The organism is Thioclava sp. NS-SX20, assembly GCF_057380695.1.
The window spans coordinates 425,255-447,855 of sequence record NZ_JBXXRY010000002.1; the positions used below are offsets into that span (position 1 = coordinate 425,255).

The 22,601-nt window shown below is 61.9% G+C and carries 23 protein-coding genes; 9 read left to right on the forward strand and 14 right to left on the reverse strand.

Annotated features, from left to right (window positions below; all coding sequences use genetic code 11):
* Positions 1 to 6 precede the first annotated feature (6 nt).
* Positions 7 to 1,350 carry a c-type cytochrome gene (locus AC2ISB_RS15555; RefSeq protein WP_486576922.1) on the forward strand — a complete coding sequence of 448 codons (1,344 nt, stop codon included), beginning with the start codon at positions 7 to 9 and terminating at the stop codon, positions 1,348 to 1,350.
* Between the two features lie 181 nt (positions 1,351 to 1,531).
* Here AC2ISB_RS15555 and AC2ISB_RS15560 read toward each other — a convergent pair whose 3' ends face one another.
* The gene (locus tag AC2ISB_RS15560; RefSeq protein WP_330629599.1) at positions 1,532 to 3,031 is read right to left on the reverse strand and encodes an aldehyde dehydrogenase; all 1,500 of its coding nucleotides are present in this window, start codon (positions 3,029 to 3,031) and stop codon (positions 1,532 to 1,534) included.
* 138 nt (positions 3,032 to 3,169) lie between these two features.
* Positions 3,170 to 3,883, reverse strand: a complete 714-nt coding sequence (locus AC2ISB_RS15565; RefSeq protein ID WP_330629600.1) for a GntR family transcriptional regulator — start codon at positions 3,881 to 3,883, stop codon at positions 3,170 to 3,172.
* 131 nt (positions 3,884 to 4,014) lie between these two features.
* Between AC2ISB_RS15565 and AC2ISB_RS15570 the strand changes: the two genes are divergently transcribed.
* From AC2ISB_RS15570 to AC2ISB_RS15585, 4 genes are all read left to right on the forward strand, one after another.
* Positions 4,015 to 5,364 (forward strand): glutamine synthetase family protein, encoded by a 1,350-nt coding sequence (locus tag AC2ISB_RS15570; RefSeq protein WP_341486019.1) that lies wholly within the window; start codon positions 4,015 to 4,017, stop codon positions 5,362 to 5,364.
* Positions 5,364 to 6,674 (forward strand): NAD(P)/FAD-dependent oxidoreductase, encoded by a 1,311-nt coding sequence (locus AC2ISB_RS15575; protein WP_486576923.1) that lies wholly within the window; start codon positions 5,364 to 5,366, stop codon positions 6,672 to 6,674. The genes AC2ISB_RS15570 and AC2ISB_RS15575 overlap by 1 nt, the downstream gene beginning before the upstream one ends.
* A 119-nt stretch (positions 6,675 to 6,793) precedes the next feature.
* On the forward strand, positions 6,794 to 8,284 hold the full coding sequence (locus AC2ISB_RS15580; RefSeq protein ID WP_330629603.1) for a Na+/H+ antiporter NhaC family protein: 1,491 nt from the start codon (positions 6,794 to 6,796) through the stop codon (positions 8,282 to 8,284).
* Positions 8,285 to 8,360: 76 nt separating this feature from the next.
* A complete protein-coding gene (locus tag AC2ISB_RS15585) occupies positions 8,361 to 9,038 on the forward strand; it encodes a type 1 glutamine amidotransferase (protein WP_330629604.1) in 678 nt (225 codons plus the stop codon).
* A 204-nt stretch (positions 9,039 to 9,242) separates the two neighbouring features.
* On the opposite strand, the gene AC2ISB_RS15590 is transcribed toward AC2ISB_RS15585, so the two are convergent.
* The 7 genes from AC2ISB_RS15590 to AC2ISB_RS15620 all read right to left on the reverse strand — a co-directional run bounded on the left by AC2ISB_RS15590 (position 9,243) and on the right by AC2ISB_RS15620 (position 16,619).
* Positions 9,243 to 9,683 carry a hypothetical protein gene (locus tag AC2ISB_RS15590; RefSeq protein ID WP_330629605.1) on the reverse strand — a complete coding sequence of 147 codons (441 nt, stop codon included), beginning with the start codon at positions 9,681 to 9,683 and terminating at the stop codon, positions 9,243 to 9,245.
* Between the two features lie 352 nt (positions 9,684 to 10,035).
* Positions 10,036 to 10,794 carry an IclR family transcriptional regulator gene (locus AC2ISB_RS15595; RefSeq protein WP_330629606.1) on the reverse strand — a complete coding sequence of 253 codons (759 nt, stop codon included), beginning with the start codon at positions 10,792 to 10,794 and terminating at the stop codon, positions 10,036 to 10,038.
* Between the two features lie 130 nt (positions 10,795 to 10,924).
* The gene (locus AC2ISB_RS15600; RefSeq protein ID WP_486576924.1) at positions 10,925 to 12,157 is read right to left on the reverse strand and encodes an NAD(P)/FAD-dependent oxidoreductase; all 1,233 of its coding nucleotides are present in this window, start codon (positions 12,155 to 12,157) and stop codon (positions 10,925 to 10,927) included.
* Between the two features lie 203 nt (positions 12,158 to 12,360).
* Positions 12,361 to 13,155 (reverse strand): 5-deoxy-glucuronate isomerase, encoded by a 795-nt coding sequence (gene iolB / locus AC2ISB_RS15605; RefSeq protein ID WP_486576925.1) that lies wholly within the window; start codon positions 13,153 to 13,155, stop codon positions 12,361 to 12,363.
* 296 nt (positions 13,156 to 13,451) lie between these two features.
* Complete coding sequence (locus tag AC2ISB_RS15610) at positions 13,452 to 13,655, reverse strand: hypothetical protein (protein WP_330629609.1); 204 nt, start codon at positions 13,653 to 13,655, stop codon at positions 13,452 to 13,454.
* Between the two features lie 130 nt (positions 13,656 to 13,785).
* A complete protein-coding gene (locus AC2ISB_RS15615; RefSeq protein WP_486576926.1) occupies positions 13,786 to 14,463 on the reverse strand; it encodes a YjbF family lipoprotein in 678 nt (225 codons plus the stop codon).
* A complete protein-coding gene (locus AC2ISB_RS15620) occupies positions 14,460 to 16,619 on the reverse strand; it encodes a YjbH domain-containing protein (RefSeq protein WP_486576927.1) in 2,160 nt (719 codons plus the stop codon). The genes AC2ISB_RS15615 and AC2ISB_RS15620 overlap by 4 nt, the downstream gene beginning before the upstream one ends.
* 15 nt (positions 16,620 to 16,634) lie before the next feature.
* Here AC2ISB_RS15620 and AC2ISB_RS15625 point away from each other — a divergent pair, with 15 nt between their 5' ends.
* The 4 genes from AC2ISB_RS15625 (at position 16,635) to AC2ISB_RS15640 (ending at position 19,031) form a co-directional block, all read left to right on the forward strand.
* Positions 16,635 to 16,823: a hypothetical protein gene (locus AC2ISB_RS15625; RefSeq protein ID WP_486576928.1), complete on the forward strand. Its 189-nt coding sequence runs from the start codon at positions 16,635 to 16,637 to the stop codon at positions 16,821 to 16,823.
* The gene (locus AC2ISB_RS15630; RefSeq protein ID WP_339109817.1) at positions 16,820 to 17,425 is read left to right on the forward strand and encodes a nitroreductase family protein; all 606 of its coding nucleotides are present in this window, start codon (positions 16,820 to 16,822) and stop codon (positions 17,423 to 17,425) included. Before AC2ISB_RS15625 ends, AC2ISB_RS15630 begins: the two co-directional genes overlap by 4 nt.
* Positions 17,426 to 17,435: 10 nt before the next feature.
* On the forward strand, positions 17,436 to 18,158 hold the full coding sequence (locus AC2ISB_RS15635; RefSeq protein WP_330629614.1) for an EI24 domain-containing protein: 723 nt from the start codon (positions 17,436 to 17,438) through the stop codon (positions 18,156 to 18,158).
* A 99-nt stretch (positions 18,159 to 18,257) separates the two neighbouring features.
* Positions 18,258 to 19,031 carry an L-iditol 2-dehydrogenase gene (locus tag AC2ISB_RS15640; RefSeq protein WP_330629615.1) on the forward strand — a complete coding sequence of 258 codons (774 nt, stop codon included), beginning with the start codon at positions 18,258 to 18,260 and terminating at the stop codon, positions 19,029 to 19,031.
* A gap of 118 nt (positions 19,032 to 19,149) precedes the next feature.
* Here AC2ISB_RS15640 and pqqE read toward each other — a convergent pair whose 3' ends face one another.
* Genes pqqE through pqqA form a run of 5 tightly spaced genes read right to left on the reverse strand, consistent with a single transcriptional unit; the run spans position 19,150 to position 22,326 of the window.
* On the reverse strand, positions 19,150 to 20,292 hold the full coding sequence (gene pqqE, locus AC2ISB_RS15645) for a pyrroloquinoline quinone biosynthesis protein PqqE (protein WP_486576929.1): 1,143 nt from the start codon (positions 20,290 to 20,292) through the stop codon (positions 19,150 to 19,152).
* Positions 20,289 to 20,564 carry a pyrroloquinoline quinone biosynthesis peptide chaperone PqqD gene (gene pqqD / locus AC2ISB_RS15650; RefSeq protein ID WP_330629617.1) on the reverse strand — a complete coding sequence of 92 codons (276 nt, stop codon included), beginning with the start codon at positions 20,562 to 20,564 and terminating at the stop codon, positions 20,289 to 20,291. The genes pqqE and pqqD overlap by 4 nt, the downstream gene beginning before the upstream one ends.
* Entirely contained in the window at positions 20,561 to 21,307 is a 747-nt protein-coding gene (pqqC, locus tag AC2ISB_RS15655; protein WP_330629618.1) for a pyrroloquinoline-quinone synthase PqqC, read from the reverse strand. The genes pqqD and pqqC overlap by 4 nt, the downstream gene beginning before the upstream one ends.
* A complete protein-coding gene (gene pqqB / locus AC2ISB_RS15660; protein WP_330629619.1) occupies positions 21,304 to 22,200 on the reverse strand; it encodes a pyrroloquinoline quinone biosynthesis protein PqqB in 897 nt (298 codons plus the stop codon). The genes pqqC and pqqB overlap by 4 nt, the downstream gene beginning before the upstream one ends.
* Before the next feature lie 27 nt (positions 22,201 to 22,227).
* Complete coding sequence (pqqA, locus tag AC2ISB_RS15665) at positions 22,228 to 22,326, reverse strand: pyrroloquinoline quinone precursor peptide PqqA (protein WP_330629620.1); 99 nt, start codon at positions 22,324 to 22,326, stop codon at positions 22,228 to 22,230.
* Positions 22,327 to 22,601 lie beyond the last annotated feature (275 nt).

Below are 22,601 nucleotides of genomic sequence, written 5' to 3' on the forward strand. Positions count from 1 at the left end.
TGAAAGATGCTTAAGTTTCTACGCCTCATCATGTGGCTGGCCATTGCCGCGATCATTGTGATCGCCGCCATGATTCTGGTGCCCCAGCACCGCAGTTCGGCGAAGGACCTGTCTTTCGATGCGCAATGGTTGCCCGCGCATCAGGACAAGACCGGCGAATATGTGGCGCGTGTGGCCGATTGCGCGGCCTGCCACACGGCGGAAGGCGGCACGCCCTATGCGGGCGGGCGCGCGATCGCCAGCCCCTTCGGCACGATCTATGCCTCCAATATCACCCCCGATAAGGCGACGGGGATTGGCGACTGGACACTGGACGAGTTCCGTGCCGCCTTGGTGGACGGCATCGGTAAACATGGCGAAAACCTTTATCCGGCCATGCCTTACGACAATTATCGCAAACTGTCCGAGGCCGATATAGAGGCGCTCTATACCTATTTCCATGACACGCTGGAACCGGTCGAGAACAAGGTGCAGGCGACGGCGTTAAGCTTCCCCTTCAACCAGCGTTGGGGCATTCGCGCATGGAAATGGGTGGGGCTTCCGAAGGTCGGTTTCGTGCCGCCCTCGCAGGATGCGCAGATCGCGCGGGGGGCCTATCTGGTGGAAGGGCCGGGCCATTGTGCGGCCTGCCATAGTCCGCGCAATCTGGCCTTCGCGCAGAATGGCACGGACGCCTCCGATCCCGATTTCCTGTCGGGCGGTGTGATCGATGGCTGGACCGCCCCCGATCTGCGCAGCGCCGATGCGACGATCAAATCGTGGTCGGCGGCCGATCTGGACCTGTTCCTTGCTTCGGGACGCAATGCCCATGCGGGGGTCTCGGGCGAGATGGCGCTGGCGATCCGCGATTCGCTGCAATATCTCAGCGATGAAGACCGCGCCGCGATGGTCGCCTATCTGCGGTCGATCGCTGCATACCAGCCTGTGGCGGTGACCGGCGAGGCGGCCCCGAAAGCGGCTGTGGCACGACCGGCAGAGCTGAAAGCCGGTCTGGATGACGCCACGCGCAAGCTGTTGTTGACGCCCGAGAACCAGCCTTTGGGTGCGCGCCTGTTCATGGATAATTGCGCGGCCTGCCATTTTGCCGATGGCAAAGGGGCTGCGGGGATCTTCCCGGCTCTGGCAGGCAATGCCACTGTGACGGCGAAACAGTCGAACGGGCTGGTGGACACCATTCTGCATGGCGCGGCCATACCGTCGACCGCGCAGCGACCGGCAGAACTGAAAATGCCCGGATTTGCCGACCGCCTGTCCGATGACGATGTTGCGGCACTGGCCAGCTTCCTGCGCAGCGCATGGGGCAATTCTGCCGATCCTGTCAGCGCCAAGGATGTCAGCGCCTTGCGCTGACCCGCGCCATCGGGATCGATTGCAACAGGAACGGGGCGCCCAGCAGGCGCCCCGTTTTCAATTTCCGGTCTTTGTCCCTTGGCGTGTTCCGGGCTATATCGGCAGGCCCTGCGCCCCAAGCCGGTCAGTCCAAGTTGGTCAGTCCAAGTGGGTCAGTCGGCGCAAGGACGGGGCCTTTCGATTACTTCGACAACTTGATCCATGTGGTCTTGAGCTCGGTATATTTATCCAGCGCATGCAAGGACTTGTCCCGCCCGATCCCGCTTTCCTTGAAGCCGCCGAACGGCACGGTCATGTCGTCGCAGTCATAGCAGTTCACATAGGTCAGACCGGCCCGCAATTCCTTCGCGGCGCGATGGGCGGTGCTCAGGTCATCCGTCCAGATCGAGGAGGCCAGCCCGAAGGGCGTGTCATTGGCCACGCGGAGTGCCTCGTCCACATCCTTGACGGTGATGACCGACAGCACCGGCCCGAAGACCTCTTCCTGCGCGATCCGCATGTCATTGCGCACATGGTCGAAGATCGTGGGTTCCAGATAGCAGCCTCCGCTGTCCATGCAGACACGTTTGCCCCCCGTTGCAAGGGTCGCGCCGTCTTCCTGCGCGATATCGACGAAGCCCAGAACGCGCGTCGTGTGGCGTTCGTCCACCATCGCACCAAAACGGGTTGCCGGATCAAGCGGATGACCGGGGGCGAAGGCTTTGCTTTGCGCAAGAAGCACATCGACCACCTCGTCATGAACGCTTTCCTCGACGATCAGGCGGCTGGGGCAGGTGCACATTTCCCCTTGGTTGAAGAAGGCGGAATTGGCCGAGGTTTCGGCGGCGTGGCGGATGTCGTGATAGCTTGACAGGATGATGTTGGGGCTTTTGCCGCCCAGTTCCAGCCCGATCTTTTTCAGGTTCGAACGCGCGGCATATTCCATATAGAAGCGCCCCACCGCGGTCGAGCCGGTAAAGAACAGCCCGTCCACATCCATATGCAGCCCCAGCGCCTTGCCCGTTTCCGGACCCCAGCCGGTCACCACGTTGAACACGCCGGGCGGCACACCCGCTTCCAGTGCCAGTTCGGCCAGCCGGAGCGCAGAGAGCGACGAGTTTTCCGATGGTTTCAGCACAACCGAATTGCCTGCCGCCAATGCGGGCGCGACTTTCCAGCTGGCCATGAGCATCGGGAAATTCCACGGCACAACCGCAGCAACCACGCCCAGAGGCTCGCGGCTGACCAGCGCCAGCGTGTCCGAAGGGGTGGGGGCGATCTCGTCATAGATCTTGTCGATCGCCTCGCCATACCATGCAAAGCAATTCGCCACCGCGCGCACATCAATCGAGGTGCTGTCGGCAATCGGCTTGCCCATGTCCAGCGTTTCCAGCAGGGCCAGTTCGTCGCGATGGGCGCGGACCAGATCGCCCAGACGGCACAGCACGGCCTTGCGTTCGGCAGGCGCGCGCTTGGACCAGCGGCCGTCCTCGAAGGCGCGTCGTGCTGCCGCGACGGCCAGATCGACATCTTCCTGACCGCAATCCGCGACCTGCGCGAGGGTGCTGCCATCAACCGGCGAGACCGAGGCAAAGCTGCGCCCCGAAGACGCCGCCACAAATTTCCCGTCAATCAGCGCCTGTGCACGGATCGTCAGATTCTGACGGGCATCAAGCCAGTCCTGATGCGTTTTGAGTGCCATCTGAAGACCCCCATGTTGAAATTGGTATTACATTTTCAAAAATAGTATCACATTTTTTAGAAAGCAATATCATTATATCCGCTGCTCATGGCTGCGGTTTCGGGTCAAACATGGTGATCCCGATACGGGCGGCGCGGTTTAGTGCAAAAGCGGCTGGGTGCGCTGCGCCTCTTTTTGTAGCTTCTCGCGACCCGAGCGCACAATCCCGTCGCGGATATCATTCTCGATGGCCACCACAAGCGCCATCGGGTCCCGCTGGCGCAAGGCATTCAGGATCTCTTTATGGCGGTCCACGCTGTAATATTGCTTTACCTCGCGCACCACCTGCCGCTGGAACGGCCCTAATTGCAACCACACACTTTCAATCAGCGGGATCGCTTGGGAATTGGGGTTGGCGGCATAGAGACGGCGGTGGAAATCATGGTTCAACTGGGTCAGATCTTCCGTGCGATGCTCCAGAACGGCCTGATCCATTTCATCGTCCATTCTGGTCAAGTCGTTGATAATGACGTCAGAAAAATAGGGAAGGGCACGTTCGGCCGCGTGGGTTTCCAAGGTGATCCGGAGCTGGATCAGCTCCTCGAAACGCCCCGCTTTCATATGCGGGATCGACAGGCGGCGATTGTTGAGAACCTCGAGCGCATTCTCCGAGCTGAGCCGCCGGATCGCCTCGCGCACAGGGGTTGGGCTCAGATCCAGATAGGAGGCCAGACCGCGTATGGTCAGGTTGGTTCCCGGAGCAATCGCGCCCAGCATGATGGCATTGCGCAAGCGCAGATACGCATATTCCTGCACGGTCAATCCGGGGGCTGCTTTGATATCGGGGAGGTTCAGGTCGCTTGTCTTGCTCATTAAGCGCTACGCTTTTCCGTGCCTTGAAATGTTATGTCACCACCGTGTCAGTTGACTGGAAGTGAAAAGAAGATACAAGTCAGAAAAATGATATCACATTTTTCGAATCAGTATCGCATTTGGGGGGAGCGATGGAACGACAGGATGCGAATCTGTGGTTGCAAGACCATCCGGAGATCGAAAGCGCCCTTGTGACGGTCTGCGATCTGAACGGGATGCTGCGTGGAACGCGCGTTCCTGTCGCGCAGATCGGCAAGCTCTGCGATGCCGGATTGCGGATACCTCTTGCGGCTTTGGGGGTGGATGTCTGGGGGGAGGAGATCGCGCAGCAAGATCCGCTTTTCCCCTCCCGCGAGGCCATCGGACGCGGTGGCATGATCGAGCGCGGGCTGTTACCGATGACATGGGCCGATCCGCCCGCCATCCTTGCCCCGATGACGCTTTCCTGCGCGAATGGCGATCCCTTTCCGGCGGATCCACGGCGCGCCCTTGAAGAGATCACCCGCCGTTTCGCCGCGCTTGGCCTGACCCCCGTTGTCGCGACCGAGCTGGAATTCTACCTCGTCAATCCCGAACCCGATCTACCGGAACCTCCGAATTCGCCGGTTTCGGGCAAGCAGCTTCACTCCGATGATGTCTATTCCGTCGATGAGCTGCTGCATTTCGATGATTTTCTCAGCGATGTTTTCGATGCCTGTCGCGAGCAGGGCATTCCCGCCGATGCGGCGATTTCCGAAAATGGCGCGGGACAGTTTGAAATCAATATGATGCATGTCCCCGACCCGCTGCGCGCCGCCGATGATGCGATCTTGTTCAAGCAGACGGTGCGGGGGGTGGCCCGCAAGCACGGCCTTGCGGCGACCTTCATGGCCAAGCCCTATGGTGCGCTGTCGGGCAGCGGCTTCCATGTCCATTTCTCGCTGATCGACAAAGACGGTCGCAATGTGTTTGACGATGGCGGGCCGCAGGGTACGGATCTGCTCTGGCATGCGGTGGCGGGGCTTTTGCATACGATGGCCGAATGCACATTGACCTTTGCGCCGCACGAAAATTCCTATCGCCGTCTGGCGCCGGGGTCGCACGCGCCTTCCGCCATTGCATGGGGCTATGAAAACCGCACGGTCGCGGTGCGTATTCCGGGCGGCAGCCACAAGGCACGCCGGATCGAACATCGCGTTGCCGGTGCGGATGCCAACCCCTATCTGGTGCTGGCCAGCATTCTGGGCGGGGCCCTGATGGGGATCGAGGGCAAATGGGACCCCGCCGCCCCGATTACCGGCAATGCCTATGATCAGGATCTGCCTCATCTGCCGCTGGACTGGGCCTCTGCAATCGAGGCCTTCAAGGTCGGGGCGCATGTGCCCGCGATCTACAACCCGCAGCTTCAGCGTATGCTGACGGCCTGCAAGACGCAGGAATTGCGTGTGTTCAACCGCCGCGTGACCGATTTCGAATATCACACCTATCTGGAGACCGTCTGATGAATGCGATGACCGCTTCCTATGCTGGCGCGGGCCAGCACACCGGCAGCTATTATGCTGCCTCGGCCAATCCGGCGCCCCGTCGCCCGCAACTGACCGGCGATCAGGATATCGATATCTGTATTGTCGGTGCGGGATATAGCGGGCTGTCGGCGGGGCTGTTTCTGGCCGAGAAGGGCCATCGTGTGGCGATTGTCGAGGGCGCGCAGGTCGGCTGGGGGGCCTCGGGGCGCAATGGCGGGCAGATCGTGAACGGTCTGAACGCCTCCTTGCAGACCATCGAACGGCGCTATGGCCGCGATACGGCCTCTTTCGTGGCGGGGCTCGTGCAGGAGGGGCAGGAGATCATCCGGGACCGGATTGCCACTTATGACATCCGTTGCGATCTGAAAAACGGCAATATCTTTGCGGGCTATACCGCTGCGCATATGCGCGAACTCGAAGAGCGCAAGGCGCTTTGGGAGAGCTATGGCCATCATAATCAGGAAATCCTGAGCAAAGCGCAGCTGCGCGAGAAAATCGGTTCGGATGTGTTCTCCGGTGGGATGATCGACCATACCGGCGGGCATATGCATCCGCTCAATCTGGCGTTGGGAGAGGCTGCGGCATTCGAACAGAATGGTGGCGTGATCTACGAGCATTCGCCGGTAACCTCGGTCGATACCGAGGCCGCGCGGCCCGTCGTGCGCACCGCCAACGGCAGCCTGACCTGCAAGACGCTGATCCTGTGTGGCAATGCCTATCTGGGGAAGGTGGTGCCGACGCTGGAATGGCGGGTGATGCCGGTCTCGACGCAGATGATCGCCACCGAACCTCTGGGCGAGGCACTGGCGCAGGAAATCCTGCCGGGGGACGAATGTATCGAAGATATCCGCTATATCCTCGATTACTTCCGCCTTTCGGGGGATAAGCGGCTGATTTTTGGCGGCGGGCTTGTCTATGGCGGCACCGATCCGGCGGATATCGAGGCCAAGATCGTGCCGAACCTCAAGAAGGTCTTCCCGCAGCTGTCCAATGTGAAGATCGATTACCGCTGGTCGGGCAATTTCGCACTGTCTTTCTCGCGCGTGCCGCAGATGGGCCGGATCGGTAGCAACACCTATTTCGCGCATGGCTATTCCGGTCACGGGGTCACTGGCGCGCATCTGTTCGGGCGGATCCTGTCCGAGGCCGTGGATGCCGATCTGTCGCGCTTTGATACCTTTGCCAAAATCCCGTGGATTCCGTTCCCCGGCGGGCGGACCTTCCGCGTGCCTTACACGGTCATGGGCGCGTGGTGGTATGCGCTGCGCGATCGTCTGGGTATCTGACCACCGTCCGTTACCTCGTTTTTCAACCCTCGCGCCCCGAAGGGGCCGACACCCCAAAGCGGCACGCCACTGCCCGACGCGTGCCGCAACAAAAACAAAGGGCCAGAGAGGAACTAACCATGGAACAAATGACGCGCACCATTCTTGCGTATCGTAATCATCCGAAAGCGGCATGGGTTCTTGCCAGTGTGCTCGCGGTGATTGCCTTTTTCTATTATCTCTACGTCACCCATACCCCTGACACGTCCTGGGGCGCGCTGAGCCTTTTGCCCACGCTGCTGGTTCTTGTCATGGCCATTGTCACGCGCCGTCCCTTCGAGGCGCTGATCATTGGCGGCTTTGCCGGCCTGATCATGCTGGGCGGGGGCGATCTGATCGCGCATTTCTCAGACCGGCTTTCCAGCGTGATGGGCAGCGAGACCATCGTCTGGATCATTCTGGTCTGCGGCTTGATGGGCGGGCTGATCGCGCTGCTGGAGCATTCGGGCTGTCTTGGCAGCTTCTCGTCATGGCTGCGCACCAAGATCAAATCCCAGCGCCAGTCACTGGTGGTGACGGCCATGATCGGGGTGATCGTATTTATCGATGACTATCTGAACTGTCTGGCCGTCTCGTCCTCGGTCAAGAAGCTGACCGACCATTACAAGGTCTCGCGCGAGAAGCTCGCCTATATCATCGATTCCACCGCAGCGCCGATGTGCGTCATCGTGCCGGTCTCGACTTGGGCGGTGTTCTTTGCGGGGCTGCTGGAAGAAAACGGGATTGCCGCAAGCGGCAAGGGCCTGTCGCTCTATCTCTCGGCGATCCCTTTCATGATCTATGCATGGGTCGCGCTGATCCTCGTGTTTCTGGTGGCTTTCGGCGTCATCAAGGATTTCGGCCCGATGAAAAAAGCCGAAGCCCGTGCCAAGGCCGGACAGCCGATCCCGCCCGATTTTCAGGGCACCGAAATCGAAGCCGTGATCTATGACGGCAAGAAGATGAGCAATGGCGTCGGCATGTTCAACTTCCTCTTCCCGATGGTGCTGCTGGTTGTGGCGACGATCTATTACGAAATCGACCTTCTGCGCGGCGTGCTGCTGACACTGGTGGCCACGGTCGGACTGTATTACCTGCAGGGCCTGCTAAGCTTCGAGCGCCAGATGGAAGCCATCTTCGACGGTTTCAAGGTCATGCTCTATCCGTTGTCGACGGTGATCGCGGGCTTCCTGCTCAAGGATATCAATGACGCTCTGGGCATGACGCAATATGTCATCGAGTCGCTGACCCCCTTGATGAGCAAGGAACTTCTGCCCGCGCTGGTCTTTGTCTCGCTGGCTCTCGTGGTGTTTGGCACCGCATCGAGCTGGGGCGTGTTCATCATCGCCATTCCGATTGTCGCACCGGTTGCACAGGGCATCCATGCCAATATGGCGCTGGTGATCGGCGCGCTCCTTTCCGCATCTTCCTTCGGCAGCCACGCGTGTTTCTTCAGTGACTCGACCGTGCTTGCCGCACAAGGGGCAGGATGCTCACCCATTTCCCACGCCTTCACGCAATTCCCCTATGCGTTGTTCGGCGCGGTTGTCACGGTGGGCGTCTTTCTCGTGCTGGGCTACGTGATGGCCTGACACGAATGGGGCGGAGGGCTGCGCGGGCAGGTCTCCGCCTCTGGTCTTTCTGGCAGTGAGTTTCAAAGGAGTGGCCATGAAAATCGGAATTTTGCAGACGGGCACCTCGCCTGATGAGCTGAAGCCTATTCACGGCGATTATGATGACCTGTTCAAGCGGCTCTTGGCAGGCAAGGGCTTCAGCTTCGCGACATGGCGCGTTCTGGATGGCGAACTGCCGCACTCGGTGCATGACGCGGATGGCTGGCTGATCACGGGGTCCAAATTCGGGGTCTATGAGGATCACCCCTGGATCGCCCCGCTCGAGGCCTTTCTGCGTGCGGCCTATGCGGCGCAAGTGCCGATTGTGGGCGTGTGTTTCGGGCACCAGATTCTGGCGCAGGCCCTTGGGGGCAAGGTCGAGAAATTCGCGGGCGGCTGGTCCGTCGGGGCCACCGAATACCGGATGGAAGATGGCAGTAAGCAGATGATGATGGCCTGGCATCAGGACCAGGTCGTGGTGCCGCCGCCCGAGGCGCATGTGATCGGGCAATCCGACTTCTGTGCCAATGCGATGCTGGCCTATGGTACGAAAGCCCTGAGCGTCCAGCCGCATCCCGAATTCAGCCCGAGCTTCCTGAGCGATCTCCTCGAAGCCCGTCAGGCGGTCCTGCCGCCCGAGATTGCAGAACGCGCCTATCAGCGTCTGGATGTCCCGCTCAGCTCGGACCGCTTTGGCGAGAAGATTGCGGATTTCTTCAAGATGCCCAGATAGGTTCTGCCGGTTTGAAAACGCGATGCGCGCGGTCTTGCCAAGGACCGCGCGCATTTTTGTGTCTGCCATAGGGGCCGCTGTCTGGTGCGGATCGGCGCTGTTATAGGGCGGGGGGCTGGCCAATCTGGGGACAGCCCCCGCGCCCGACAGGTGCGGACCGGCGGGGGGAGCGCCGATCGCACGGGAGTGTCTTGGGCCGCGCCCTTACACGCTGGGGAAGGTCGCCACCGCCAGCACGGCAGAGGCCGATCCCAGCAGCAGGACTGCAGACGAGAACAGCGTCACATTCGCATCGCATTCGCCCAGAATGGGCAGCATGAAGGGGGTGACACCGTTCACCTCGTCCACCAGCGAAAGCTGAAGGCGCTTGCGCAGGAAAACCGCTGTCCAGAAGCCGCCATAGGCGCAAAGGGCCAGAATGGCGGGCACCCAAAGCCGCCAGCTGTCATCGCCTGCTGTCCAGATCAGATACAGCGAGACAAGCCCGATATACACATAGGACATCACCTGCCAGACGCAGTGGAAGCGCGCATGCGAGGTCCAGGAATGGTTGAACCAATGGGTTTTATTGGTGTCGAACGCGAAGGGAATCGCGCTGTAGCCCAGCGTCGATACGGTCAGCAAAATCTTGGCTGCCAAAAGCATAGGTGATCCTCCCAGATGCTATATATGGGCCGCTCCTCAACGGCTCTGCACCGTAATGTGGTGCACTGTATCGCAATGTGGTAAAATCGCGAAGTGATGTCAAGCGACAGTTTTTGAGATAGATCAAATTTCTCCGCGCCGGTGGGGACGCGGAACGGGGCCTGTTGCTGCCTTGAATCTCGGTAAGTTGCGAAGAATTCGCCACAAAAAAGGGCCTTTTGCCCTATGCGGGGGCGGCGGCGCGGCGGAAGGATTTTGGGGCCCCGCAGGGTGCGCGCAGGGCGCAGGACAGCCCCGCAGGGCACGAGGCTCTGGGGGACCGCTTGGCAATACAGTGGATCGGGGTGGGTGTTCAGACGGTGGCGCCGAAGGCGTCCTGCACCCGCTTGCGGAACAGCAGAAGCGCCGCCTTGACGGCAGCGGCATGGCGTTCAAAACGGAATTTCGGCATCGCCACGCCCAAGGCGAGGTTCTGGCCGTTGATCACCGGCAGGGTGATCGCGATGGCGCAGGTCTGTTCCGAGAATTCCTCGTTATCCAGAAACAGTCCCGACTGCGCCTGGGTGCCGACCTGGTCCAGAATGGCCTGCGGATCGGTCAGCGTGTGTTCGGTAAAGCGCTCGGGAGCCGCGCCCAGACGGGCAAGGGCGCTTTCGCGGCCCATCTGGGACAGATGCGCCTTGCCATTGGCGCTGGAATGGATGGGGTGTTCGCGTCCGACATAGGACAGCACGCGGATGCCTTCATGCGCGGCCAGCTGTTCGATCACGATGGCCTTGCCATGATCAAACAGGGTGAGGTCGATATTCTCGCCCACCTCGCGATGCAGATCTTCCATCAGCGGGCGCAGAAGCTGGCGGATGTCGATCTGGACCTTCGCCCCGAGACGCGCCAGTTCCATGCCCAGCGAAACGCCCTGATGGCCTGCCGTCTTGGCCAGAAGCCCCTCGGCATGCAGAGCGGCGACCAGTCTTTGCACGGTCGATCGCGCCAGCCCTGTGGCTTTGGCGATCTCGCCCAGACTGGCTCCCGGATTGTCCGCTACCACGCGCAGAACGAAGACCGCCCGACTGATCGACTGGCCATCTCTGACCCGGTCCTTATCGCTCACCTGACTCTCCTTTGCGCGGCTTGATCTGTGTTCCAGCTATCGCGCCCCTAGGGTGAACGCAAGCATCCCGCCGCCGGAACGCAGAAAACGCGCCGGATTCTTGCCGCAAGCGCCGGAAACCGGCAGGATCTTACAAGAATTGCGGTGCAAGCGCCTGAGTCAGCGCATCCTGCCGCCCCTCAACGATCTGGGCCAGAATCTCGCCTGTGGTCGGTCCAAGGGTGAAGCCCTGATGGCCGTGGCCGGTATTGAGCCATAGCCCCGCCTCTCCGGCGACCGGCCCGACCATCGGCAACATGCCCGCAAGGCAGGGGCGGTGCCCGTGCCACAGGCTGTCGGGAACGGCCTCGCCGATCTCCATCAACTCACCCGCCGCCTGACGGCCGCGTTCCAGCTGCCTGAGGCAGCGCGGGGCCGAGGCGGCGGTCAGCTCGGCGCCGGTGGTGATGCGCAGCCCGCGCGTCATCGAACTCAGCACGATGCCGCTATCGACATCCACATAGGGGCGGCTCAGGGTCTGGGAGGTCCGGTAATGCCCGTGATAGCCGCGTTTGAGGATCATCGGAACCCGCCGCCCGAACCGCGCCAGCAGCGCAGGCGACCACGGCCCCAGGGACACTACCGCCTGTTCGGCATGGATCTTGCCGTCGGAGGTCATGACCGACCAGCCCTGCGCAGGCTCTCGGGTCAGGGTCATGGCCTCGCCGGTGACGATCTGCCCGCCGCGTTCCACGAAGAGGTCGGCATAGGCGCGGGTCAGCGCGCCCGGGTCCATGCTGCTCCACGGGCTGGTCCAGAGCACCATACCCGCGACCTCGCCGGTCAGGGCGGGTTCGGCGGCCTGAAGCTCGGCGCGGCTATGGGTTTCGAAGGGGATGCCATATTCCGCTTCGATCCTTGTGGCATGGGCCTGTGCCGCCTCCAGCGCCTTGGGGCTGCGATACAGTTCGCCCATTCCGCTGCGCCGGATCAGCGGTTCCGCGCCCGAGGCAGAGATCAGCGGCGCATGGTCGAACAGCGCGCGCCGTATCAGCTCGACATAGCTGGCCGCTGCGCGCTTATGCGCGGCCGGAGCCGAGGCACGGAAATAGCGCCACAGGTTCGGCAGCATCGGCAGCACATGTCCGAGATGCCAGACGACATCATTGCTTTGCCCGCTGGCATAGCTCCACAATGTCGCCAGATCGCGGGGGATGGCATAGGGTTCGACCGCTTCGGACTGGATGACGCCCGCATTGCCGTGGCTCGTCTCCAGGCCGGGGGCCTGACGGTCGATCAGGCATACCTCATGTCCGCGTGCCTGCAGGGCAAGGGCCGATCCGACGCCCACCATTCCTGCGCCTAAAACAATAAAGTCAGTCATCTATACAGTCTTTCCGGCCTGAATGCGGCTGAATATGTATCCCTGTATTCGCCATAACCATCAAGCCGATTGTTTGCCGCCCCGTCACAAGGCGCGGTAATGGGCCGGACCACGCCGCCACAGGCAGGGTGTGGCGGCGTGGTCCGCGCAGGGCGCGGAGCTGTGTTTCAGGCCCCTATGGGCCCGTCGTTCATACCCGTCGTTTAAAACAGATGCTCGACCTCTGGCGCGGGGACGAAGCGCCAGTTGCGGCGGGGGCCTGCCATGACGTTGAGATAATACATCTCGAACCCGTGCGGCGCACCGCAGGGATGGTGTCCGCGCGGCACACAGACCACATCGCCATCCCTGACCGCCATCACCTCGTCCAGGGTGCCGTCATCGGTATAGACGCGCTGCACCCCCCAGCCCTGCGCCGGATTGAGCCGGTGATAATAGGTCTCTTCGAGATAGGTGATGCGGGGGAAGTCATCCTCGTCATGGCGGTGGCTGGGATAGGACGACCAGTTGCCCGCAGGGGTGAAGACCTCGGTCACCAGCAGGCTGTCACAATACGGTTCGGCCTCCATCGCGATATTGTTGATGAACCGGCTGTTGGACCCTTCCCCGCGTTGGGTGAGGGTGATGTTGTCCGGCCCGATCCGGCGTGCTTCATGGCCGCCCTTGCCCGGTGCCTGACAGATGGCGATGGTGCAATCGGTCTGAGCGACGGCCTCCCAATCGCTGCCATTGGGCAGATAGAGGCAATGCGGCGGGGTCTTCTCGAAGACATCCATCCGCTCGCCCAGAACCCCCCAGTCCTTCCCTGCGCCGCTCACCGCAGCGCGGCCCTCGACCATGACAAGGATCACTTCGTTTGACCCTGTCGCCTCATGCGCGCGGTCGCCCGCTTTCAGCCGGTAAAGCGAGAACCCCACATAGCGCCACCCTGCCGAAGCCGGTGTGATGTCATGGACCTTGCCGCGTGTTCCGAACGGCTTGTGCTGCAAATTCGACATTCTACTCTCCTCTTGCTCCGGCGCGTTTCCGCTGCCGGGCCTCCTCCTGTTTCAGGTTAGAACATGGGGTCCGCGTGGCTTCAACCCGCGCAGGGCGGGTATCGCAAAGGTGTCGTTGGCCTGTTTTTGCAAAGCCCGATTGTGGAAGGTCGTTTTGGAAGGCCCTATCAGCAAGGCGCCTTCAGCAAGGTCTGTGAGGAAGGCCCATGCAAAAGCTCATGCAAACGCCTACGCAAAAGCCCGGCCAAAAGGCCGGGCTTGCGTCTGAAAAGCAGGCGGGTTTGCCCGCAGGGAGATCAGTTGGTCGTGGTGGTGGTCGAGGACGAGTCGTCTTCAGCCACAGCGATCCCGACAGCAACGGCCAGAACCAGACCGCCCGCAATATAGGCACCAGCGCCCACGCCCGGCAGGCTGGTCGGACCGGCAAGGCTGTCTGCGCCTTGAGCATGTGCGGTGGAAGCGGCAGTCAACAGCGCGAGAGCGGCGAGAACTTTTTTCATGGGTACACTCCAGTTTGGACAGCAATCACGATTAGGGTAGCAGGCTTAGGGTCACTTTCAATTTTTCTTGTGCAGCGGCGCGCGTTTTTTCGCTCATGCAGAAAATGCCTGTGTCCTATTGCCCGGTCTTTCAGCGGATAATCTGCCGGAAGCGGACATAGCCAAGCCGCGGCCCGCCCCATTGGCGGGACTGCCAGAGCGCCCCATCCGCCTTACCCAGCCAGTAATCATTGACGATCCGCCCACCCTCGGGCGATGTGCAGCGTTCCTCAAGGTGACGCGTGGCGTGATTTTCACCAAGAATTTCAACCGTCTCGTCTGGTTGTGCCGTCAAGGTGCATTGTAGTGTCAGGCGGATTTCGGAATAGTCGTCGGCGCGGATGACGTAGTGGCGTTCGCCGCCATGTGCCGGACCCATCCGGCCCTGTGCGCCGATCGGCGCTGAGGCCGAGAGCAGATCGAAGCCCAGCCCGCGTGACGCAATCAACACACCATTCCGAAAAGTAAAGGTCGCTTTGTCGGAGCTTTGCCATGTCACCACGGTTCCGGGCAGCGAATCACTCTGCCGCGTGGCGGGGGTGACATAGCCTGTCAGGCCGGTCCGGTCGGGGGTGACCTCCATGACCGGCAGGCCGACCTGTGCAAGCTGGGCGCGCGAAAGCTGCGGCGGGGCAGGCTGGCGCGACTGTTTCAGGGCGGTCATCAGGCTCTTGCCGATCACCTCTTCGCCTTTGGGGGCCTCGACCCCGCCCGAGCAGGCGGCAAGGGCGGCCAGCAACATGACCGGTAGGAGAGCGGAGAACTTCATTGCCAGAACCCTGCCTTCTGTTGTGTCAAGCTCGTTGCATCCTTGCCACGAACAGAGTTGTAAAGCCGTCCGGGCACATCGAGCCGCTGACCGCCATCGCGCTGGACCGGACGGATGGTCAGGCCATAGTTGCTGCGATTGGCATCCCCCGTCAGCCAGTCGATCGGAATGCTGAAGCGGATACCCTTGTCGAAAGACCCCTCGCCGAAGTCGTCGGACGAGACATCGGTCACGGTCACAAAACCACCCACGGACCAGCCATTGTCGAAGATGCGGTCAATCGACAGGGTCGCGCCATAATCGCCCGCCAGATAGCGCCCAGCATCGACCTCCAGCAGATAGTCGTCAAAGCGGTAATAGGCCGAGACATGGCCGGTCACCACGTCATAATCGCGGAAGCCCAGAAGCTGGTCATAGTCGCGTTGCTTGGCATAGTTCAGCTCGATCCCCAGCCCGAGGGGATTGTCGGCCTGTTTCCACAGCACTTCGCCCGAGACCCCGCCATACATCTGTTCAAACAGGCCCGCGCTGGCACGGGCGTAAAGATCGGGGGCCAGTTTCCAGTTGTGCTGTAGATAGAGGTTCTGCACCGTGCTGTCATATTTCGCATATTCGGTCTGGTCGGTGCGCACATGCGGCAGCACCGAATCCGAGCCGCGCCCGTCCTTGATATTGCCCCAAGCGCGCTGGCGCAGCGTGCCCGCCAGCGTCCAGCCCTGTGCGAATTGCCAGCTGGCGCCGAGCTGCGCCCCGACATCCAGCCGGAACGGTTTGGAAGGGTCGAAATAGCCGGGCTTGGTATAGGGGGTCAGCGACCACGAGAATTTCGGGTAGAGATCCTCGTTCCGGCGTGCCTGTGCGGCAAGGGCAGGGGCATCCGTGATGCGGGCCTTGGCCCAAAGCGCGTCGGTTGCGTCGGGAAGATATTCGGTGTTCTCCAGCGTGCTGCGGTCAATGTTGAACTCCGAGCCCGCCATCCCGTCCACCATCGGAACGATGTGGAATTCCTCAACCGTCGCAGGCAGATAGCGCGCCAGTGCCCGTGCAACCCGCCCCACAGCCAGCGTTTCGGCCTGATGGCGGGTATTGCGGTAGCGCAGCTCGGCGCTGCGCAGATGCAGCGTCACCGATTCAAGAATCAGGCCGTCTTTGGCAAGCGCCGCTTTCAGATCGGTGTAGATTTCGTCATGTACCGCCTCGCTCTGGACCCAGGAGGGATCCCAATCGCTGGCATCGGCCCATTGGCGGCGCGGCGGCACCGGATCGGGGGCGGCCACGGCAATCGGGGTGATGGCATGGCGCGGATTGAGCTGGAGTTGCGCATTCACCCCCACGATCGAGCCGTAAAGGTAATAGGCCCCGACGCGTAGCTGGTCCGAGACCTGATACTCGGCCCCGAAATTGAAGGCGCTCTTGCGCTCGAACACATCCGAGGCCTCTGTTTCGGTTTCATAGCGGTCCGAGGAATATTCGGCCTTCACGCTCCAATTCGCGCCGCTGTCCCATTCCAGCCCCGCAAAAGGGGCGACATCGCCACGGAACCACTGATCGGTCGACAGTTTGCCGCCGCGGCTGTTGCTGTCATAGGACGGACGGTCGCCGGTCGAGGTGATCGCCCCGAAAGACCCGAGCCGCCCCCAGCCAAGCCCCGCGCTGACATGCAGGCGGCCTTCGCTATTCGGGCCGAAGCCGGGCGTGGCAAAGCTTTTCCCCGCGACGATATATTCCGAGGCATTCAGGCCGGTTCCGGCGAAATCCTGTAGCCCCAGCGTGATCTGGGGCGTGTAATGCCCCTCTTTCAGCAGGCGCAGGCGCAGATCGAAGCTGCGGTCGTAATAGGTGTCGAACCCGTAAAGATCGAGATCCTTGATCCCGCTATAGCGGAAGGTGGCCGAGAGCCACGGGAAGGCTTGAAAGGTCAGGTTATAGCGCGAAATGCCACTGGTATAGGAATAGCTGAATGCGGTCTGGCCGTCGGGCAGCATCTCGGCGGATGGCATGTCGATTCCGCCGGGCACCCCGTACATGTTCAGCGATGCGGCCGGAGGCTGGGTGAAATGCAGGTCGCGACTGTCCTGTGCCCGCGCCGGCAGACAGGCCCCACAAAGAAGGGCAGCCGTAATCGCGCTGCGCCATGCGGACGGGTGGTTTTTCACAAGGTTCAACCTTCATTGCCAGACGTGCTGTTCACCATAGAGCACGAAGCCGTGAAGCAGCGCAACCGCTGCGATGCGTTTTCGCCCTTCGCAGGGGCCTTGCTGGCGGGGCGTGTTGTTGTGGCGCCGATAAATGAAGCGGTTGAATTCGGGGACAAAGCCCCCGATATCTGGGCGGATGATGGACAGGAGGCCCGACAATGACCGTGCAAGAGGCAGCAATCAATCCGGCAATCATGCATCCGCAAGTGCTGGAGTTTCTGAAAACCCGCCGCTCGCGTCCGGCCAAGACGCTTGTGGCGCCGGTGCCCGATGACGCGGCATTGCAGCCGATGCTGGAGATCGCGGCGCGTTCGCCCGATCATGGCAAGCTGGAGCCTTGGCGCTTTATCGTATTGCGTCGTGCGGCGCTTGAACGTCTGGCCAAGGCCGCGACGGCGGCTGCACAGGCCGAAGGTCTTGCCCCCGTTGACGTCGAAAAGGCGGCCAAGCAGTTCGGGGACAGCCATCTTTGCGTGGCCGTGATCAGCGCCCCCGTTGACAGCGCCAAGATTCCGCAGATCGAGCAGACCCTGTCGGCAGGGGCTGTCTGTTACGGGCTGCTCTGCGCCGCGCTGGCGTCGGGGTGGGGGGCAAGCTGGCTGTCGGGCTGGGCCGCGCATAATGCGGCTTTCGGGCGCGATGTGCTGGGGCTGGCAGACGGGGAATGGGTGGCGGGCTTTGTCCATATCGGCACCGAGGGCGTTACGCCCGTTGACCGCCCGCGCCCCGATCTGGCGCGCATCACCAGCTATGTGACCGAGTAAGGGCCAGCCCATGATCTTTTCGTCGATCCGCCATGCTGTGGAAGATGTGTTCCGGCCCGGCGCCTTGAAAGTGCTGGGGCTGGGCGTCGGGCTTTCGGTCGGGCTGCTGGTGCTTGTCACGGTGCTGTTCACATGGGTTGTGGGGGCGATCACCCCCGACCATTTCACCTTGCCTTTCACCCATTACCAGATCGGCTTCGTCAATGATGTCGCGTCGCTGGCCACCATCGGGCTGATGCTGGTGCTGTCGATCTTCCTGATGATCCCCGTTGCCTCGGCGTTTACCGGCCTCTTTCTGGAGGATGTGGCGGCGCTGGTCGAAGAGGCCCATTACCCCGACCTGCCGCAGATCCGCAAATTCACGCTGGCCGAGACCATCGCCGATAGTTTGCGCTTTCTGGGCGTGGTGATCGTGGCGAACCTTGTCGCTTTCACGGTCTATTTTTTCATTCTGCCCTTTGCACCGCTGCTGTTTTTCGGGCTGAACGGCTATCTGCTCGGGCGGGAATATTTCCAGATGGCGGCGGCGCGCCGTCTGCGCAAGGAACAGGTGCAGGCCCTGTATCTCAAGCATCGCTGGACGGTCTGGATGACCGGCGCGCTGATGGCCGTGGTGTTGACCATTCCGGTGGTCAATCTGGTGGTGCCGGTGCTCGGGGCGGCGACCTTTACCCATCTCTATCACCGCCTGACAGGGCAGGTGCCGAGGCCGCGGGTTCTCTCCTCGCTCTAGCTGCCTTCACGGCAGGGGCCCGCGCCATGTTGCCATTTTCTGGCGGTCGCATAAAACTGGCCGCCAAGGGGCGGTTTGGGCCCGTTTGGAGGATCATCTATGAAACGACTCGAGGGCAAATCCGCCCTGATCACCGGCTCGGCGCGCGGCATCGGGCGGGGCTTTGCCGAAGCCTATATCCGCGAAGGCGCAAGGGTGGCGATTGCCGATATCAATCTGGCCGCCGCCGAGGCGACCGCCGCCGAGCTGGGGCCGCAGGCCTATGCGGTCGAGCTGGATGTGACCTCGCAGGACAGTATCGACGCCGCGATTGCCGCTGTCGTGGCGACGGCGGGCAAGCTGGATATCCTGATCAACAATGCCGCGCTGTTCGATGCGGCGGAAACGGTTGATATTACCCGCGCAAGCTATGACAAGCTTTATGCCGTCAATGTCGCGGGGACCCTGTTCACCATGCAGGCGGCGGCAAAGCAGATGATCGCGCAGGGGCATGGTGGCAAGATCATCAACATGGCCTCGCAGGCGGGACGCCGTGGCGAGCCGCTGGTGCTGGTCTATTGTTCGACCAAGGCGGCGGTGATCTCGATGACGCAATCGGCAGGGCTGAACCTCATCAAGCACGGGATCAATGTCAACGCCATCGCCCCCGGTGTGGTGAATGGCGAACATTGGGCGCATGTGGATGCGATGTTTGCCAAGCTGGAGGGCAAGCCGCTTGGCCAGAAAAAGGCCGAGGTCGAGGCCGGTGTGCCCGCAGGCCGCTATGCAGAACCGTCGGATCTGTCGGGGATGGCGGTGTTTCTGGCCTCCGAAGAGGCGAATTACATCGTCTCGCAAACCTATAATGTCGATGGTGGCCAGTGGATGAGCTGAGGCTCTGACGCGCTGCGGCGCATCCAAGGCACGGCAGGCCTTCTGCATGTCGTGCCTTTTTGCGTTTCCCGAAAGCGTTCGGGGCCGCGTGCGCGCAGACCGATCGCCTCGGGGCGCGTCAGGATACCGTGACGCTGGCCGCGTTTTCGCGAAAGACCAGATCGGTGTGGTCTGCCATGCCTGCGGCCCGTGAGGAAGCCGGTGAGGGGGCCTGTGTGGAATACTGTTCCGCGAGGGCCTGCATCTGTGCATGGGCCGGAGATTTCTGGCAGACAGGGTCTGCGGCGGCCGCATCTCCGGCGATGGCCAGCGCCTGACACCGGCAGCCACCGAGATCCTTGAGCTTGTGTTCACAGGACCGGCAGGGCTCCTGCATCCATTCGGTGCCGCGATAGGCGTTGAAGGCGGGGCTGTCATACCAGATCTCCCGCAGCCCATGGTCCCTGACCGACTGGAAGGTCAGATGGGTCAGGGTCTGGGCCGCATGACATGGCAGAACGGTGCCCTCCGGCGTGATGTTCAGCCCGACAGAGCCCCAGCCATTCATGCAGCGTTTCGGGAAGTCACCGTGGTAATCGGCGGGTACGAAATCCACAACCAGCGTGCCTTTCAGCCTGATGCGCGCCTCGCGGACAAGGCGCTCTGCCTCGCGGGCCTGTTCGCGGGTGGGCATGAGAGGGGCGCGGTTGCGCATGGCCCAGCCATAGAACTGCACGATGGCCACCTCGATCCGGCGCGCGCCCAGTTCGACGGCCATCTCCAGGGCACGGGGCAGCTGGTGCAGGTTCTGACGATGCAAGACGCAGTTCAGCGTGAGCGGCAGGCCAAGCGCACCGATCCATTCTGCCGTCTGCATCTTGCGGTCGAACCCGCCGCGATAACCACCGATCCTGTCGGCTGTGGCGGCATCCATTCCCTGCAACGAGAGCTGCACATGGTCCAGCCCGGCCTCTGCGAGCGCGGTCAGCCGCGCTTCGGTCAGGCCGATCCCCGAGGTGATGAGGTTGGTATAAAGCCCCGCTGCCCGCGCCCCTGCAACCAGATCGGCCAGATCCCGCCGCGCGGCGGGTTCTCCACCGGAGAGATGCAGCTGCAAGACGCCCAGATCTGCGGCCTCGTGGAAGACACGCAGCCAGTCCTCTGTCGCAAGCTCGCGGTCTTTCGCGGTCAGTTCCAGCGGGTTGGAACAATAGGGGCAGGAAAGCGGGCACCGATGGGTCAGTTCGGCCAGCATGGCCATCGGGGGCGGGATCTGGCTCATGCAACCTCCAGAATACGGCGCGCGGCAAGCGTGGAGATGAACCCCGCCACATCCGGTGCGATTTCGTCTTCTGGCGCATCGTATTTCGTGGCCAGCCGCCCGACAAGGGTTGCGAAATCTGTGTGGTTGTCGATCTCGGTCAGGATGGCATGGCCGATCTCGTCCAAGGCAATGGTTTTTTCCGGTGCCAGCAGGACCCAGCGGTCGCGCACGCGGTCACGGTGCAGGCGCACACCGCGCGGGATCACCGGCACGGCTGTCGCCGCGATCATGCCGCCACCGCCCGCAGATATGTGCCGGGCTGCCAGCCGCCGGGGGGGATGCGCGCAGGCGTGACATAGGCCGAATAAAGCGCATCCAGCTGCGCCCAGAGCACATCCGTCTTGAACTCCAGCGCCGCCGCCGCCGCATCCTGTTTTTCCTGCGTGTCGGCATGGTCCAGCACCCATTGCAGCCCGAAGGCCACGTCTTTCGGGGCCTCGGACAGGCGGCGCTTGAAATAGGACAGGGCGCGTTCATCCGCAAAATCATAATGTTGCAGAAGCCCTTCGATCCTGTTGGCGTGAATTTTCGGGGCAAAAAGTTCGGTGAGCGAAGAGGCCACCGCCTCCAGCAGGGTCTTGTCCCGCACAAAGCGCAGATAGGCGTCGCAGGCGAAGCGGGTCGCCGGAAGCACCCCTTCCCGCGCGGCGACATAGGCGCGGTCGAGGCCGACGGCATCGGCCAGACGCAGCCAGCGTTCAATCCCTCCCTCGTTTTCGCCATGCCCGTCATGATCTTCGATGCGCGAGCGCCAAGCGCGGCGCAGGGCAGGATCTTCGACACGGCTCATGAACGCGGCATCCTTCATCGGGATCGTGTGCTGGTAGTAATAGCGGTTGATCACCCATGCCCGCACCTGATCGGGGGTGCACCGGCCCCCATGCAGCAGGTCGTGAAAGGGATGTTTGTCATGATAGCGTTCGGCCCCGATCTGGCGCAGGCGGGCTTCGAACTCTTCGCGTGTCTGGGTCATAAGGACACCTCCATCCCGTCCCGTCCGATGATCCAGCCCTGCGCCTGAGCGATGGCGGTCTGGGGCGAGGCGGGGTCCAGCACGGGATTACTGTTATTCATATGGACGAAAATCTTTTTCGCGATATTCAGGCGGGCAAGCTGCGCCATGCTGCCCTGTGGCCCCGAGATGGAGATATGCCCCATGCGCTGGCCGGTTTTCTGGCTGAGCCCCGCCGCGATCATCTCGTTATCGGTCCATAAGGTGCCGTCGAACATCACCAGATCCGCCCCTGCCAGCTTTGTGGCCAGCCAGTCGGGCACATGGGCGCAACCGGGAATGTAATAGGCGCGCCTGCCGCCCGCACGCAGCTCGACCCCGACAGTCTGTTCGCCCAGAAGGCCGGTCTCGACCTCTGCGCCTTCCAGATAGAGCGGCACTTTCCCCGGCACGGCGAAGAGTGTGGCGCTTAGGTCTGGGGCCAGGTCGAAAGGCTGGTCAAGCCGCACGGCGGTCCGCGTCACACAATCGGCGCGCAAAGCATCAAAGACCGGATTGGCGGCCAGCGTTCCGTGAATATCGGCTGTGGCGAAAAGCGTGAAAGGCTGGCTTTCGCGCAAGACCAGCAGGCCCGCCACATGATCGATATCGCCATTGGTCACCAGAACCGAGCGCAATGGCAGCTCCCGCAGCCCTGTCGGATGCAGTTCGGGTGTGGCCGCCAGCTGCGTACGGATGTCGGGAGAGGCATTCAGCACCGCCCAATCCCGCCCGTTCCCGCTGACCGCGACCGAGCTTTGCGTCTGTGGCGCAATGCGGCCTTCACGTGCCGCATTGCAATTATCACAACCGCAGTTCCATTGGGGCAAGCCGCCACCGGCTGCCGCACCGAGGATGCGTAGCTTGATCGACATGGTGCAGGCCCCAGCGTTCAGGCGGATTTAGAACAGAACGCCGCCTTCATCCCCGGAATCCGGGCCGTACATGTTGATTTCCATGCCGCAATCGATCTCGCGCAGGACAGGTTTCTTCCAAGCCATGATGTCTCCTCCCATAAGGCTCCCGTCTGATGATTTCTGCATATCGGCACTGGCGCGACAATAATACCAAGGTCGCATGTTCGGCTTCACCTTCGGGCAAGGAAATCATGTCGTCCTTCGGAAGATTCGGGGTCATTCCGTGCATGGGCGGTCCGCTGCGCCTGCCTTGACCATCCTGTTACGACGATATTCCCTCAGGTCATCTGTGGGCATCGGCTTCCTGCAAGGCACGCGGTTCGGCCCGATAGCTGCCGATTTTTCATGATGAAAGACTT